This is a genomic window from Pseudomonas sp. 2995-3 (assembly GCF_002742565.1).
GTDB classification, from domain to species: Bacteria; Pseudomonadota; Gammaproteobacteria; order Pseudomonadales; family Pseudomonadaceae; genus Aquipseudomonas; species Aquipseudomonas edaphica.
Window position 1 is genome coordinate 100,858 of sequence record NZ_LJSB01000180.1, and the last position, 15,829, is coordinate 116,686.

Here is a 15,829-nt window from a genome sequence, read left to right on the forward strand (position 1 = left end):
ACCCTCCTTAACGACGGATCGCCAGACGCTGTTCCAGGTAACGGAGCAGCATGGCAATGAAGTAACAGGCCGCCACGTAGAGCGCGGTCGTGACCATCCAGGTTTCAATCACCCGGTAGCTTTCGACGTTGATCTTGCGGGCGTAGTAGGTCAGCTCCGGCACCGCAATCGCGGCCGCCAGCGACGTGTCCTTGAACAGCGAAATAAAGTTGTTCGACAGGGCCGGCAACACGTTGCGCAGCATCACCGGCACGGTGATGTAGGCGCGGATTCGCCACTCACCCAAACCGATGGCCAAGCCGGCTTCACGCAAGCCCTTGGGAATATTCAACAGCCCGGCGCGGAACACTTCGGTCAGGTAAGCACCGGCATACAGCGACAGAGTGATGATGAACGAGGGGATCTTGTCGAGCCGGATCCCCAGTGTGGGCAAGGCAAAGTAGATCAACAGGATCAGCACGAGGATCGGCGTATTGCGGATCACCGTCACATACACCGAGGCGAAGATTCGCAACGCCCGGTGCTTGGACAGCATGGCAAACGCCATCATCAGGCCGATCACGCAACCGATGGCGATCGACAGCAAGGCCAGTTCGAGGCCCAGGCCGAGCCCCGCCAGCAAGCTGGGGAAATCACGCCACACGGCGGCAAAGTTCAACTGATAGTTCATGGTCGGCAGTACCTGCTCGGGGCGCCGTCAGCGACGCCCCAGGATTTACGATTTACTTGAACTCAACCGGGAAACCGATCGCAGGTTCTGGCAAATCCACACCGAACCATTGCTTGAACGAGGCTTTGTAGGCCGGGAATTCCACGCCGGTCATGGCTTCATGCAGCGCGGTGTTGACGAAGTTCAGCCAGTCCTGATCGCCACGCTTGACCGCGCACGCGTAGGTTTGCGGGCTCCAGGCGTAGGTCGGGCTGCGGTAGCGGCCCGGGTTTTGCACCATCAGGTATTTGACCGAGGACTGGTCGGTGGCGGCGGCATCGGCACGGCCGGAGTTCACCGCCTGGTACATCAGGTCGACGCTGTCGTACTGGTCAACCTTGGCCTTTGGCAACGCCTGGTGCACCAGCTCTTCGGCATACACGTTTTGCAGCACGGCCACGGTCACGCCATCGCCCGCCGCTTGCAGGTCTTCGATTTCCTTGTATTTGCTGTTGTTCGGCAGCAACAGGCCCACACCTTCGCGGTAGTAAGGCAGGGTGAAGGCAACCTGCTGTGCACGGCTGGCGGTGACGGTGATGAACTGGCAACTCATGTCGACCTTGTCGGTCAGCAGGTTGGGAATACGCGCGTCAGAGGACTGCACCACAAACTCGACCTTGCTTGGGTCGTTGAACAAACCTTTAGCCACGATTCGGCCGATGTCGATATCAAAACCCTGCAACTTGCCATCCGCTCCCTGGAAGTGCCACGGCGCATTGGTACTGCCTGTACCCACAATGAGATGCCCACGTTTGAGCACATCATCGAGCTTGCTGTCCGCCGCGTGCACAACGCTTGCGAGGGAAGCCGATGCGGCGAAGAGAAAAACACACGCTTTAAACACGGAAGGTCGGTGATGCATGACAAGCACTCCAGGAGTTGTGTATTCCGCTATACCGGAACTTGGTATGTAACAACGGAATAGACAGCAGAAAGTGTGCCACACGCGCTAACGGAAAAATATGTCAGGGATAAATTCTTTTTAAATCATATGGATAGTTAACTGGCCAGGACGCGGCGTTACGCCACCCTTTCGAATCGGCTTGCTACCCAAGACCCCACACACCGGTGACAACCCTCAATCGAGTGCGCCAGAACAGTGTTACCGCGCACCCTTGCAGTGCGCGCGCCATGGATGCGTGAGCATGTCTACCTGTGAAGGTTGACAGTAGACGGCCCTGCCCGGCAGTTCTAGCGTATGTACCCAACGTCTATGAGCGGGCACGCAAGGAAATCCTATGGGCATTGCAAGCATGACTTACAGCGATCTGGAGGACTACGAGGCGCAACTGAAAAAATATGCGGCGGCCATCGTGTTATTCACTCATCCCGATTGCCCGGGCTGCGTTGGACTCGACGAGAGGTTCGAGACCATCGCCAAACAATACGCTGGCCCTGTAACAGCACTGATCGTGAATACCGACCGAAATCCGAGGGTGCCCAGCGTATCGGGCACCCCGGCGACGCTGGTGTACCAGTTTGGCAAGGTGCAGGAGCAGCTTGTTGGCCGCCCCTTAGACGCTGATGCGTTTTTCAGCGACCTGTTTGAGGATTATTCATCAAGGGAAATAACAGCACCTGTATGACCCGACGCTCCTCAACCGCCGCGACGGTCAAGCGCCAGCCCTCATGCTCCAGGCTATCACCCACCACGGGCAGGCGGTCGAGCAGGCTCATCACCAACCCGGCGAGGGTTTGATAGTCCTGGGTTGCGGCAGCCTTGAAGCCGGTACGCTGGCGCACCAGGTTAAGGTTCAAGGCGCCATTGGCGCGGTAGCCCTCGCCCTCCTCGACAATATCCGGCCCTTCGATTTCGCTGGCGTCCGGCAACTCACCGGCGATGGACTCAAGGATGTCGGTCATGCTCAACACGCCCATGAAGTCGCCGAATTCGTTGATCACGAACGCAATGTGAGTTGACTCCTGGCGCATTTGCTCCAGGGCGTTCAGGATCGAAAAGCTCTCCAGCAAATTGACCGCCCGGCGCGCCAGATGCTCAAGGTTAGGCTCATTACCGGCCAGGTACTCCTTGAGCAGTTCCTTTTTGTGCACAAAACCCAATGGCTCATCCACAGCGCCGTTACGGATCAACGGCAGGCGCGAATAGGACGAATGCATCAGTTTTTGCCGGATGCTGTCGGCGTCGTCCGCCAGATCGATACAGTCGACCTTGGCTCGCGGCGTCATCAAGGTGCGGATCGGCCGCTCGGCCAATTGCAGCACGCCGCTGATCATCACGCGCTCACGTCGATCAAACAGCGGGCCTTGGCCGGCATCCGGCTCGCCCAGCAGGTCAGCAACGTCGTCATCCACGCCCTCTACCGCCAAACTGCGGCCACCGAGCAAACGCATCACCGCATGGGCGGTACGCTGGCGCACTGGCAAGGTGCCCTGCGCCGACTTCTTGCGACGGGCGCGGGCAATCTGGTTGAACAGCTCGATCAGGATCGAGAAACCAATCGCCGCGTACAGGTAGCCTTTGGGAATATGGAAGCCCAGGCCTTCGGCGGTCAGGGCGAAACCAATCATCATCAAAAAGCCCAGGCACAACATAATGACCGTCGGGTGCGCGTTGACGAAACGGGTCAGCGGCTTGCTCGCCACGATCATCAGGCCGATGGACACGATCACCGCGATCATCATCACGGCCAACTCATCCACCATACCCACGGCGGTAATCACCGCGTCGAGGGAGAACACCGCGTCGAGCACCACGATCTGCGCCACGATCGGCCAGAACATGGCGTAAGCCACATTGCCCGTGCGCTGCGCCACATGGCCTTCAAGGCGTTCGTGCAACTCCATGGTGGCCTTGAACAACAGGAACACACCACCAAACAACATGATCAGGTCACGCCCAGAGAAGCTCTTGTCGAACACCTCGAACAGCGGCTGCGTGAGCGTCACCAACCAGGAAATACTCGCCAGCAGGCCCAAACGCATCAGCAATGCCAGCGACAAACCGATCAACCGCGCACGGTCGCGCTGCTCCGGCGGCAATTTGTCCGCCAGGATCGCGATAAACACCAGGTTGTCGATGCCCAGCACCAGTTCCAGCACAATCAAGGTCAACAGGCCGAGCCAGGCCGTTGGATCCGCTAACCATTCCATTTAATAGAGTCTCTTTAAAGTTTTCAGAACGCCGGACACGGCAAGGCGCGATCAATGGACCGGGACAAGGTTAGCAGTCGGAATACGGGGTGCTTCAGCGGGAACAGCGACAGTGAGTGCCTTGGGGAAAGACGACTGGGAGGCTCCGAGAGGGTGTTCATGCAAGTCCTGCAGTGAGAAAAGGACTTGAATCGTACAGTCGAAACTCAAATTTCCCACACTGCAAAACTATTACAAAATCTGTAAGCCCAACACATAACCCCTGTGGGAGCTGGCTTGCCTGCGATAGCATCACCTCGGTGTTACTGAAAGACCGAGTTGTCTGTATCGCAGGCAAGCCAGCTCCCACAGTTTTTGACCTTTGTACATTCAGGACTTACGCGTCGCATCATCCAGCGCCAGAATCGTGTGCGCATTCGTCACCGTGGTCGCCAACGTATTAATCACCCCCGAGCGCAACGCGCCAAGCGTCGCCGCCGCCTTGGTGTTCTCGCTGGCAATCGCCACCACATCCGGGATGCGAAACAACTCCTGCACGGTCAATCCGATCACCCGACCTTGAATCGCGTTGACCGCCGGCTGGCCGTGGATGTCGATAAAGTCATACCCCATCATGTCGCCCACCGTGCCGGACAAACGCGCCTGCGCGATCTCCTGCGGCGAGAACCAGCCCATGCGCACCATGTTGCTGTTCTCGCTCATGTCACCGATGCCGATCAGCGCGATGTCTGCACGCCGCGCCCGATCAAGGGTTGAGCGCACGGTGTCATTGTTGATCAGTACGCCGCGCAATTCCGGGTTGGCCACCAGTGCCGGCGCATACAGACTTTCACTCTCGCCACCAAAACGCAGGGCCAGGCGTCGGCAGATATGGTCGGGGTTCATGTATTCGCCCGCCTTGAGCGAACCACCAATCGCGCAAACAAATGTGCAGTTGCGCGTCACCGGCAAGAACACGTTATCGGCGACCGCGCCGACGTTACGGCCCATGCCGACGGCGACGATCATGCCGTCGCTCAAGGTTTTGTTCAGGTAGTTGGCCACCAGGCTGGCGACGGCCGAGCGCTGGGTGTCGGGGTCGCTGTGGTCGACGGCGATCAACGCACGGTCGAGCTTGAAGCGCTCCACCAGCGCGCGCTCCAGCTCGTTGTTCATCGCCGGGTGCTGCAACACCCGCACCTCGACAATCCCTTCATCGCGCGCACGCTTGAGCAAGCGGCTGACTTTGGCCCGCGACAGGTCGAAGCGCTTGGCAATGGCCTCCTGAGTGACGTTCTCAAGGTAATAGAGCATCGCCACTTCGGTCATCTGATCGATATCGCTGGCAATGCGCTGGGTACTGTCACTCATGGGGACGGGCTTCCGTTTCGGCGTCAAAAACCCATTCTCCCGACTCTTGCCCCGTCCCGTCCACTACTGATGCCCATCGCGCTCGATCGCGTTGATACGCTCGACCTTGGCCCCGGAACGCGCCGCCTCAAACTCCGACTCCAGAAACGATTTGACGATGCTTTTGGCCAGTTCGGCGCCGATCACCCGTGCGCCAATAGAGAGGATTTGTGCATCGTTGCTCTTGCGGGCGCGCTCCGCCGAATAGGTGTCGTGGGCCTGGGCCGCACGAATGCCCAGCACTTTATTGGCCGAGATGGCCATGCCAATCCCGGTGCCGCATACCAGCACGCCGAGGCGTTGCTGCCCAGCATTGATGGCGGTGGCCACCGCCAGCGCGATGTCCGGGTACAGCACCGGCGCGGTGGAGTGGGTGCCGAAGTCGGTCACCGGGTAACCCAGCGCCTCGATATGGCGCTTTAACAGCTCTTTGAGCTCAAAACCCGCTTCATCGCATCCGATAGCCACCGGGAAAGGTGTGTTCATGGCGTCTGGCTCCGCTGCCGTTTAGGTGCTTTAGACTGATCATTTGATCAGTCAATGAAATTTCGCTCAGTTATTTCTCGGGTATTGCAGCCCTTCTGTCAAGCGAGTTTTAGCTGACCTCCTAGTCAAAGCCGTCTAAACAGGCTTGATTTGCGCAAACAGGCGTATTTATAACTTTTTAGTGAAAGCGATTGACTGATCAGAATTTCATTTGATACACATATGATCACAGCAAAACATGACTGTGCGACCTAATAAGAATTCACAGCACGAGGACACGCCGATGGCCACGCCATTACTGCTCCAGGCTGAACACGTCGCCAAGGCTTACGCCGGGGTGCCTGCCCTGCGCGACGGGCGCCTTTCTCTGCGGGCCGGCAGCGTGCATGCGCTGTGCGGCGGCAATGGCGCCGGCAAGTCGACCTTCCTGAGCATCCTGATGGGCATCACCCAGCGTGACGCCGGGACCATCCTGCTCAACGGCACGCCCGTACAGTTCAACCGCCCAAGTGAAGCCCTGGCAGCGGGGATCGCGATGATCACCCAGGAACTGGAGCCCATCCCTTACATGACCGTCGCCGAAAATATCTGGCTGGGCCGCGAACCGCGCCGCGCCGGTTGCATCGTCGACAGCAAGACCCTCAACCGCCGCACCCGCGAGCTGCTCGAAAGCCTGGAATTCGAGGTCGATGCCACCAGCCCCATGCACCGCCTGAGCGTGGCGCAGATTCAACTGGTGGAAATCGCCAAGGCGTTCAGCCATGACTGCCAGGTGATGATCATGGACGAACCGACCTCGGCAATCGGCGAGCGCGAAGCGGAAACCTTGTTCAAGGCCATTCGCCGCCTCACCGCACGCGGCGCCGGCATCGTCTACGTGTCGCACCGCTTGAGCGAGCTGGCGCAGATCGCCGACGAGTACAGCATCTTCCGTGACGGCGCCTTTGTGGAAAGCGGGCGCATGGCCGATATCGACCGCAACCACCTGGTGCGCGGGATTGTCGGCCAGGAGCTGACACGCATCGACCACAAGGTCGGCCGCGAATGCGCCGCCAATACCTGCCTGCAAGTCGACAACCTGAGCCGTAATGGCGAGTTCCACGACATCAGCCTGCAACTGCGCCAGGGCGAAATCCTCGGCATCTATGGGCTGATGGGTTCGGGGCGCAGCGAGTTTCTCAACTGCATCTATGGGCTGACGGTTGCGGACTCCGGCAGCGTGACCCTGCAAGGCAAGCCCATGCCCATCGGCCTGCCCAAAGCCACGATCAACGCCGGCATGTCGCTGGTCACCGAAGACCGCAAAGACAGCGGCCTGGTGCTCACCGGCAGCATTCTTTCCAACATTGCGCTGTCGGCCTACAAGCGCCTGTCGAGTTGGTCGCTGATCAATGCGCGCAAGGAAACCCAACTGGCCGAGGACATGGTCAAGCGCCTGCAGATCAAGACCAGCTCACTGGAACTGCCGGTGGCGTCCATGAGCGGCGGCAACCAGCAGAAAGTCGTGCTCGCCAAATGCCTGTCGACCGAGCCGGTGTGCCTGCTCTGCGATGAGCCGACCCGTGGCATCGATGAAGGCGCCAAGCAGGAGATCTACCACCTGCTCGACCAGTTCGTGCGCGCCGGTGGCGCTGCCATCGTGGTGTCGTCCGAAGCCCCGGAACTGCTGCATTTAAGTGATCGCATCGCCGTATTCAAGGGCGGCCGACTGGTGACCATCAGCACCGACACCGCCCTTTCCCAGGAAGCCTTGCTGAGTCTTGCCTCATGAATGCCAAAACCATCGCACCGCCCATGACCACCGCGCCGCGCAATCGCCTGCGCTTGTCCCTCGATCGCTTCGGCCTGCCGCTGGTGTTTATCCTGCTGTGCGTGGTGATGGCGTTTTCCAGCGAATACTTCATGACCTGGCGCAACTGGATGGACATCCTGCGCCAGACCTCGATCAACGGCATCCTGGCCGTAGGCATGACCTACGTGATCCTCACCAAGGGCATCGACCTGTCGGTGGGCTCGATCCTGGCCTTTGCCGGGCTGTGCAGCGCCATGGTTGCGACCCAGGGTTATGGCCTGCTGGCGGCAGTCAGTGCGGGGATGTTTGCCGGTGCGATGCTCGGTGTGGTCAATGGTTTTATGGTCGCCAACCTGTCGATCCCGCCGTTCGTGGCCACCCTCGGCATGCTCAGCATCGCGCGGGGCATGACCTTCATCCTCAATGACGGCAGCCCGATCACCGACCTGCCCGACGCCTACCTGGCGCTGGGCATCGGCAAGATCGGCCCGATTGGCGTGCCCATCGTGATCTTCGCAGTGGTCGCGCTGATCTTCTGGATGGTGCTGCGCTACACCACTTACGGCCGCTACGTGTACGCGGTGGGCGGCAATGAAAAGAGTGCGCGCACCTCGGGTATCGGCGTGCGCAAGGTGATGTTTTCGGTGTACGTGGTCTCGGGTCTGCTCGCCGGATTGGCCGGCGTAGTGCTCTCGGCACGCACCACCTCCGCCCTGCCCCAGGCCGGGGTTTCTTATGAGCTGGACGCGATTGCCGCCGTGGTAATCGGCGGCACCAGCCTGTCGGGCGGCACCGGCAGCATTGTCGGCACGCTGTTTGGTGCGCTGCTGATCGGCGTGATCAACAACGGGCTGAACCTGCTCGGCGTGTCCTCCTATTACCAGCAGGTCGCCAAGGGCCTGATCATCGTGTTCGCAGTACTGATCGACGTGTGGCGCAAGAAAAAACGCTAGAGAACGACCCACAACAATAACCGGAGTTCTACTCATGAAACTTGGTACCACTTTGGCCGCCGCGGCGACCCTCACCCTGCTCGCCAGCAGCATTGCCTTTGCCGCCGATGGCAAGACCTACAAGATCGGCGCGGCCGTCTACGGCCTCAAGGGCCAGTTCATGCAGAACTGGGTCCGCGAGCTGAAAGAACACCCGGCGGTCAAAGACGGCACCGTGCAACTGACGGTGTTCGACGGCAACTATGACGCCTTGACCCAGAACAACCAGATCGAAAACATGGTGACCCAGCACTACGACGCCATCCTGTTCGTGCCGATCGACACCAAGGCCGGTGTCGGCACCGTGAAGCAAGCCATGAGCAACGACGTGGTGGTCATCGCCTCCAATACGAAAGTAGCCGATGCCTCCGTGCCTTATGTGGGTAACGACGACGTGGAAGGCGGCCGCCTGCAGGCCCAGGCCATGGTCGACAAGCTCAACGGCAAAGGTAATGTGGTGATCATCCAGGGCCCGATTGGCCAGTCGGCGCAGATCGACCGGGAAAAGGGCGAGCTGGAAGTGCTGAGCAAGCACCCGGACATCAAGATCATCGAGAAAAAGACCGCCAACTGGGACCGCGCCCAGGCCCTGACCCTCACCGAAGACTGGCTGAACGCGCACCCCAAAGGCATCAACGGCGTGATCGCGCAAAACGACGATATGGCCCTGGGTGCCGTGCAGGCGCTGAAGTCCCACGGCTTGACCTCCAAAGACGTGCCGGTCACCTCTATCGACGGCATGCCGGACGCGATCCAGGCGGCGAAGAAAGACGAAGTCACCACCTTCCTGCAAGACGCCCAGGCCCAATCCCAAGGCGCGCTGGATGTGGCGTTGCGCGCACTGGCCGGCAAGGACTACAAGCCGCAATCGGTGATCTGGGAGCGCTACGGCAAGGACGTGAAATGGGGCGATGGCACCGCCAAGAACTACATCCTGCCGTGGGTGCCCGTCACTAACGCGAATGCCGATGCGCTGTACCAACAAGTCAGCGGCGGCAAGTAGCTTGATCGTTCCCACGCTCCGCGTGGGAATGCATCCCGTGACGCTCCGCGTCACCCAACATCGGGACGCAGAGCGTCCCAGGCGGCATTCCCACGCAGAGCGTGGGAACGATCAACTGCTTTCGAAAATGGAGTCATTCATGTCTGGATTCTGGAACCAAGCCTTCGACCTCACCGGCCGTTGCGCGGTGATCACCGGCGGCGCCGCCGGCATTGGCCTGGCCTGCGCCCACCTGCTGGTGGAGCGCGGCGCCCGCGTGGCCTTGCTCGACCGCGACCCGGCGGTGGTGCACGTCGCGGCCAGCCTGGGCGAAGGCCACCTGGGTATTGCCGTCGACCTCGGCCAGATCGGCCAGATACAGCGCACCATCGACAGCGTATTCGAACACTTCCAGCGCCTGGATTACCTGATCAACAGCGCCGGCGTGGTGTTGCTGGACAAGGCCATCGACGTCAGCGAAAGCGCCTGGAACACCACCCTGGACATCAATCTCAAGGCCAGCTTCTTTGTGGCCCAGGCCTGCGCCAGACACATGTTGGCGCAGGGCAGCGGGCGCATCGTCAACCTGGCCTCCCAGGCCGCCGTGATTGGCCTGGACCGTCACGTCGCCTACTGCGCGAGCAAGGCCGCCATCGTCGGCATGACCAAAGTGCTCGCCATGGAATGGGCGCCACAGATCAACGTCAACGCCATTTCCCCGACCATCGTCGAGACCGCCCTGGGCAAGAAAGCCTGGGCCGGTGAAGTGGGTGAAAAGGCCAAATTGCAGATCCCGGCCGGCCGCTTCGCCCAGCCGGAAGAAATCGCCGGGCTGGCGCTGTACCTGCTCAGCGACGCCGCGCAGATGATCACCGGCGCCAACATGGTGATCGATGGCGGCTACAGCATTCAGTAATTCATCTTTTGTCGTGAGGTTTTTACCATGTCCACCGCCACCGAACGCACACCTGAACACCTCTCCCCGGTCATCCCGAAAACCATGCAGGCCGTGGTCTGCCACGGCCCGGAAGACTATCGCCTGGAAACTGTCGACGTGCCCACGCCCGGCCCCGACGAGATTCTCACCAAAGTCGAGCTGTGCGGCATCTGCATGGGTGACATCAAGACCTATCGCGGCGCGCCGTCGTTCTGGGGCGATGCCGAGCAACCGCGCTATGTGAAGCCGCCGATGATTCCGGGGCATGAGTTCGTCTGCCGTGTGGTTGCCCTCGGCCCAGGCGCAGAAAAACGTGGCGTGGCAGTCGGTGACCGAGTGATCTCCGAGCAGATCGTGCCGTGCTGGGGCTGCCGTTTCTGCAACCACGGCCAGTACTGGATGTGCCAGAAGCACGACCTCTACGGTTTCCAGAACAACGTGCAGGGCGCCATGGCCCAGTACATGATCTTTACCAAGGAAGGCATCATCCACAAAGTCCCGGAATCCATCGCCCCGGATGAAGCCATTTTGATCGAGCCGCTGGCCTGCTCGCTGCACGCGGCCGAGCGCGCGAATGTCAACCATGACGACGTGGTGGTGGTCGCCGGTGCCGGCACCTTGGGCCTGGGCATTATCGGCGCGGTGCGCCTGCGCAACCCGAAAAAGCTCATCGTGCTGGACATGAAACCCGAACGCGCCGCCCTCGCCCTGCGCATGGGCGCCGACGAGGTGTGGAACCCGGCCGAAGTCGACGTGATGGCCAAGATCCGCGCAATGACCGACGGCTATGGGTGCGACATTTATATCGAAGCCACCGGGCACCACAAGGCGGTGAACCAGGGCCTGGCGATGCTGCGCAAGCTGGGGCGTTTCGTCGAATTCAGCGTGTTTAATGACGAGGCCACGGTAGATTGGTCGATCATCGGCGACCGCAAGGAACTGGATATCTTGGGTTCACACCTGGGGCCGTACATGTACCCGCGCGCCATCGATTTTATCGGCAACCGCAAGATCGACATGCGCGACGTGGTGACTCACAAGTTTGCGCTGGCGGACTTCAAGGAAGCATTTGCGGTGATGGAACGCGGGGACAAGTCGCTCAAAGTAGTCCTGCAACCCTGATTTCAACAACACCACCTCACCCTGTGGGAGCCGGGCTTGCAGTGGCGAGGGAGCTTGCTCCCGCTGACTGCGCTGCGGTCTGCGGCTTTTTGGGGGCGCTTCGCACCCCAGCGCAAGCAAGCTTGCTCGCCACAATAAGCCAGCTTTCACAATTAAAAGTGTTGCCCTTCAAGAACAAGAACAGGAACCCGCGTTATGAATCGAGTCATCAACGATCCGGACCAAGTGGTCGAGGACATGCTGCGCGGCATCCTGGTCGCGCACCCCGAGCTGCGTCAGTATGAAACCAACCCAAGGGTCATCACCAAGGCCAAGCCATCGGCAGCCGGCCGCGTCGGCATCGTCACCGGCGGCGGCTCCGGCCATGAACCGGCCTTCCTCGGTTACGTCGGCCCAGGCCTGGTGGATGCCGTGGCCGTCGGCGAGATTTTCTCTTCACCCACCGCCAAAAGCTTTTTCGACGCCTTCCGCGCCGCTGACCATGGCGCGGGCGTGGCCTGCCTGTACGGCAACTACGCCGGTGACAACATGAACGTGAAGCTGGCAATGAAAATGGCCGCCAGCAAAGACATGCGCATCCGCACCGTGGTCGCCAATGACGACGTGGCTTCCGCGCCCAGGGCCGATATCGCCAAGCGCCGTGGCGTGGCCGGCGAAATATTCATGTGGAAGATCGGCGGCGCTGCGGCTGCCCAGCATTACGACCTGGATGGCGTGATTCGCGTCGCACAGAAAACCGTGGATAACTGCCGCTCCATCGGCATCGGCCTCACGCCCTGCACCATTGCGGCAGTGGGCAAGCCGAACTTCCAGATTCCCGATGGCCAGATGGAACTGGGCATCGGCCATCACGGCGAACCGGGCATTGAAGTGATCGCCATTGAACCGGCTGCCGCCATGGCCGAGCGCATGCTCGCGCCGATCCTCGCCGACCGTGATTTCAGCCAGGATGACAGTGTGGTGGTGCTGGTCTCGGGCCTGGGCGCCACGCCGGTGATGGAGCTGTATGTGTTCTACGCCGAGGTCGAAAGCCAACTCAAGGCCAAGGGTTTGAAGATTCACCGTTGCTACGTCGGCAACTACTTCACCTCCCTGGAAATGATGGGCGTGACCCTGACCCTGCTCGGCCTCGACGCGGAGCTTAAAACCCTGATCGACCAACCCTGCCGTTCCATCGGCATGACCCAGGCGGAGTGAACCATGAGCCAGCATTTTTCCACCCGCGACGGCAGCGCCATTGTTGCCGATCTGGTCAGCGTGATCGTGGCCAACCGTGAATACCTCAGTGAAATTGACGGCGCCATTGGCGACGGCGACCACGGCATCAACATGGCCAAGGGCTTTGCCCATTGCGGGCGCAGCCTCGAAGGCCGCCAACTGACCCTGGCCGAAGCCCTGGATGAACTGACCCTGAGCCTGATGGAAGGCATCGGCGGCTCCATGGGGCCGCTGTATGGCAGCCTGTTTATCGGCATGGCGGATGAGGTGCGCAGCAGCGACGACATCGACGCGGCAACCTTTGCCCACCTGCTGCGCGGCGGCCTGACCTCGTTGCAGGACATCACCGAAGCGGGCGTGGGCGACAAGTGCTTGATGGACACGCTGATCCCGGCAGTTGAAGCCTTTGAGCGTGCGCATGCCAGTGGCGCGTCGTTTAATGATGCGCTGGAGGCGATGAAAACCGCCGCGTCCCAAGGGCGCGATTCGACCAAAGACCTGATCGCCAAAATCGGTCGCGCCAGCCGCCTGGGCGAGCGCTCGCTGGGTGTACTGGATGCGGGGGCGGTGTCGTGCTGCCTGATTCTTACGCGCCTGGCCGATTCCGTGCAGCCCCGGCTGACTGCTTGACCTGCTGGATATAACGCGCCACCGCCGGCGCTTTTTCAAAGCGCCGGTGAATCAGCGACAGCCACGACAACGCTGCATCATCCTGATGAATCGTGCGGTAGACCACGCCCGGCAAACCCACATGCCCGACCATCGATGCCGGCACCACCGCCACGCCCTGCCCTAACGACACCAACGCCACCACCGCAACCAACCCGCCCGGCTGCGGCCCCAGGCGCGGCGCGAAGCCGCCTTGGGCCGCCACGTGCAAGGTGCCGTTGATTTGTTCCGGCAATATAAACGTCTCGTTTTGCAGGTGTTCGCAGCCGATGACCTTAAGCCCCAGCAGCCAGGAGTCCTGAGGCAGCGCCAACACAAAGCCTTCGCTGTCCAGGCGCACTGCCTCCACGCCGTCGGGCAAGGTCATGGGCGAGCGGATATAGCCGATGTCATAACGCCCGTCGGCCACCGCGCCGGGCAAGGACGCCATGGCGCATTCGCGCACATTCACGCTCACATCGGGAAACGCCTGGCTGAACGCCTGCATTTGTTTTTGCAGCAGCCCCGAATACACCGCCGAAGCCACATAGCCCAATTCGATATGCCCGATTTCTCCCCGCCCGGCGCGCTGGGCGTTGCGTTGGGCGAACTCGAACTGGCGCACGGTGGCTTCAGCCTCGATCAGCAAGGCGGCGCCGGCTTCGGTGAGGCTGACTTCACGTTGCTGACGGATAAACAGGCGCGTGCCCAGCGTGGCTTCCATGTCCTGAATTTGGCGGCTCAAGGTCGGCGGCGCGATGCCCAGTTGCTCGGCAGCGCGGGTGAAATTGCGCTGCCTGGCGACGGCGAGGAAGTAGCGGAAATGGCGGATTTCCATTTTTGAATTAGCTCAAAGGTAATGAAGTGCGGCGCTCCAGCTAATAAAACAGACCATAGTCGGAGATAAGCTCAGCGCACACCTACACTAGAGAGCCCTTGCGATGCACGTCAACTGTCTTTCCAACATTACCTGTAAGGCAATCAAGACATGAGCCGGGTCAGCCCGCGCCTCACCCTGCTGACCGCCTCCGGCGTCTGCTCGCTGATTGTGCTCGACACCAATATCGTCGCCGTCACCCTGCCAAGTATTGCGCGCGACCTGGGTGCGAATTTCGCCGATATCGAGTGGGTGGTCAGCGCCTACATGCTGGCGTTCGCCGCGTTATTGCTGCCCGCCGGCAGCATCGCCGACCGCTTTGGTCGCAAGCGGTCGCTGATCTGGGGCTTGAGCATTTTCATCCTCGCCTCGCTGGGCTGTGGCGCTGCACCGAATGCGTTGCTCCTGGACATCGCCCGCGCCGTCAAAGGTGTCGGCGCAGCCTTGCTGCTGACCGCTGCCCTGGCCTCCATCGGCCACACCTTTCACGATGAAGTAGAGCGTGCCAAAGCCTGGGCGTTCTGGGGTGCCTGCATGGGCGTGGCGATGACCGCCGCGCCGACACTGGGCGGCGTGATCACCCAGTACCTGGGCTGGCGCTGGATCTTCTACCTCAACCTGCCCGTGGGCCTGGGGTTGATGGCGTTGGCGCTGCGGGCGATTCCCGAATCACGCGACACTCAATCGGCACGCCTGGACCCATGGGGCAGCCTGGCCTTCAGTGCCAGCCTGTTGTGCCTGATCTGGGGCTTGATCGAGGCCAATCGCATCGGCTGGGACAGCGCGCTGACCTACGCGCGCCTGATTGGCGGCGCAGTGTTGCTGGCGGTGTTTGTGCTGGTCGAACGTGTGCAGCAGCGGCCTATGGTCGACTTGCAACTGTTCCGGCACCCGCGTTTTATCGGCGCGCTGCTGGGGATGTTTGCCTACGCCGGGTGCGCTCAGGTGATGATGACGTTGCTGCCGTTTTATCTGCAAAACGGTCTGGGGTTTTCGGCCATAGCGTCGGGTCTGGGTATGTTGCCGTTTGCCCTGACCATGCTTATTTGCCCACGCATCGGTGCACGGCTGGCCGGACGCTTTGCGCCTGCAACGATGATGGCAACCGGTTTGATTCTGGTGGGCTGCGGCAACCTGTTAAGCGCCTGGGCGGTCAATGCGGGCGGTTATCTGCCCTTCGCGCTGGCGATTGCGGTGACGGGCGCCGGTGCGGGCCTGCTCAATGGCGACACGCAGAAAAACATCATGGCCTGCGTGCCACGTGACCGCGCGGGCATGGCGTCGGGCATGAGTACCACCATGCGTTTCAGCGCGATCATGTTGGCCATCGGCGTGTATGGGGCGTTGCTGAGCAGCCATAGTGAGCAGTTGCTGAGCACAAGTATCGACCCGCAATGGCAGGCGCAGGTGGCGGGGATTGCGTCGCGAGTGGTGGCCGGGGATATGCCGGCGGCGATGGGCTTGCTGCCGGAACCGGCGCGGGCGATGGTGCAGCCATTGGCCCGACAGGCGTTTGTGGGTGGGTTCAGCGGGGTGTTGTGGGTGGCGGGGTTGTTGGGGTTGCTA

15 protein-coding genes are annotated in these 15,829 nt (G+C 60.9%); 9 read left to right on the top strand and 6 right to left on the bottom strand.

Translation table 11 applies throughout. The features are described 5' to 3' along the window. Nucleotides 1–7 precede the first annotated feature (7 nt). Nucleotides 8–670: an amino acid ABC transporter permease gene (locus AOA62_RS16055; RefSeq protein WP_017135916.1), complete on the bottom strand. Its 663-nt coding sequence runs from the start codon at nucleotides 668–670 to the stop codon at nucleotides 8–10. A gap of 52 nt (nucleotides 671–722) precedes the next feature. Continuing rightward, the gene (locus AOA62_RS16060) at nucleotides 723–1,571 is read right to left on the bottom strand and encodes a transporter substrate-binding domain-containing protein (protein WP_017135917.1); all 849 of its coding nucleotides are present in this window, start codon (nucleotides 1,569–1,571) and stop codon (nucleotides 723–725) included. A gap of 376 nt (nucleotides 1,572–1,947) precedes the next feature. Here AOA62_RS16060 and AOA62_RS16065 point away from each other — a divergent pair, with 376 nt between their 5' ends. After that, on the top strand, nucleotides 1,948–2,295 hold the full coding sequence (locus AOA62_RS16065; RefSeq protein WP_017135918.1) for a co-chaperone YbbN: 348 nt from the start codon (nucleotides 1,948–1,950) through the stop codon (nucleotides 2,293–2,295). On the opposite strand, the gene AOA62_RS16070 is transcribed toward AOA62_RS16065, so the two are convergent. From AOA62_RS16070 to rpiB, 3 genes are all read right to left on the bottom strand, one after another. Continuing rightward, a complete protein-coding gene (locus tag AOA62_RS16070) occupies nucleotides 2,243–3,820 on the bottom strand; it encodes a TerC family protein (protein WP_099549143.1) in 1,578 nt (525 codons plus the stop codon). The genes AOA62_RS16065 and AOA62_RS16070 overlap by 53 nt on opposite strands. Nucleotides 3,821–4,189: 369 nt before the next feature. Further along, nucleotides 4,190–5,170, bottom strand: coding sequence for a sugar-binding transcriptional regulator (locus AOA62_RS16080; protein WP_017527998.1), 981 nt, complete (start codon nucleotides 5,168–5,170; stop codon nucleotides 4,190–4,192). A gap of 63 nt (nucleotides 5,171–5,233) precedes the next feature. Then, nucleotides 5,234–5,695, bottom strand: coding sequence for a ribose 5-phosphate isomerase B (gene rpiB, locus AOA62_RS16085; RefSeq protein WP_016969738.1), 462 nt, complete (start codon nucleotides 5,693–5,695; stop codon nucleotides 5,234–5,236). 283 nt (nucleotides 5,696–5,978) lie between these two features. Here rpiB and AOA62_RS16090 point away from each other — a divergent pair, with 283 nt between their 5' ends. The 7 genes from AOA62_RS16090 (at nucleotide 5,979) to dhaL (ending at nucleotide 13,368) form a co-directional block, all read left to right on the top strand. Then, nucleotides 5,979–7,466: a sugar ABC transporter ATP-binding protein gene (locus AOA62_RS16090; protein ID WP_099549144.1), complete on the top strand. Its 1,488-nt coding sequence runs from the start codon at nucleotides 5,979–5,981 to the stop codon at nucleotides 7,464–7,466. After that, nucleotides 7,463–8,440, top strand: coding sequence for an ABC transporter permease (locus tag AOA62_RS16095; protein WP_017135922.1), 978 nt, complete (start codon nucleotides 7,463–7,465; stop codon nucleotides 8,438–8,440). Before AOA62_RS16090 ends, AOA62_RS16095 begins: the two co-directional genes overlap by 4 nt. A gap of 34 nt (nucleotides 8,441–8,474) precedes the next feature. Further along, entirely contained in the window at nucleotides 8,475–9,482 is a 1,008-nt protein-coding gene (locus AOA62_RS16100) for a substrate-binding domain-containing protein (protein WP_017135923.1), read from the top strand. Between the two features lie 139 nt (nucleotides 9,483–9,621). Further along, nucleotides 9,622–10,377, top strand: a complete 756-nt coding sequence (locus AOA62_RS16105; protein ID WP_099549145.1) for an SDR family oxidoreductase — start codon at nucleotides 9,622–9,624, stop codon at nucleotides 10,375–10,377. A gap of 27 nt (nucleotides 10,378–10,404) precedes the next feature. Next, the gene (locus AOA62_RS16110; protein WP_099549146.1) at nucleotides 10,405–11,520 is read left to right on the top strand and encodes an alcohol dehydrogenase catalytic domain-containing protein; all 1,116 of its coding nucleotides are present in this window, start codon (nucleotides 10,405–10,407) and stop codon (nucleotides 11,518–11,520) included. A gap of 195 nt (nucleotides 11,521–11,715) precedes the next feature. Next, nucleotides 11,716–12,717 carry a dihydroxyacetone kinase subunit DhaK gene (locus AOA62_RS16115; RefSeq protein ID WP_099549147.1) on the top strand — a complete coding sequence of 334 codons (1,002 nt, stop codon included), beginning with the start codon at nucleotides 11,716–11,718 and terminating at the stop codon, nucleotides 12,715–12,717. A gap of 3 nt (nucleotides 12,718–12,720) precedes the next feature. Further along, nucleotides 12,721–13,368: a dihydroxyacetone kinase subunit DhaL gene (gene dhaL / locus AOA62_RS16120; RefSeq protein WP_017135926.1), complete on the top strand. Its 648-nt coding sequence runs from the start codon at nucleotides 12,721–12,723 to the stop codon at nucleotides 13,366–13,368. Here dhaL and AOA62_RS16125 read toward each other — a convergent pair. Further along, entirely contained in the window at nucleotides 13,325–14,224 is a 900-nt protein-coding gene (locus AOA62_RS16125) for a LysR family transcriptional regulator (protein ID WP_099549148.1), read from the bottom strand. The two genes, dhaL and AOA62_RS16125, sit on opposite strands and share 44 nt — an antisense overlap. A 150-nt stretch (nucleotides 14,225–14,374) precedes the next feature. Here AOA62_RS16125 and AOA62_RS16130 point away from each other — a divergent pair. Next, nucleotides 14,375–15,829: MFS transporter (locus tag AOA62_RS16130; protein WP_099549149.1), on the top strand; the 1,455-nt coding region annotated here is incomplete at its 3' end.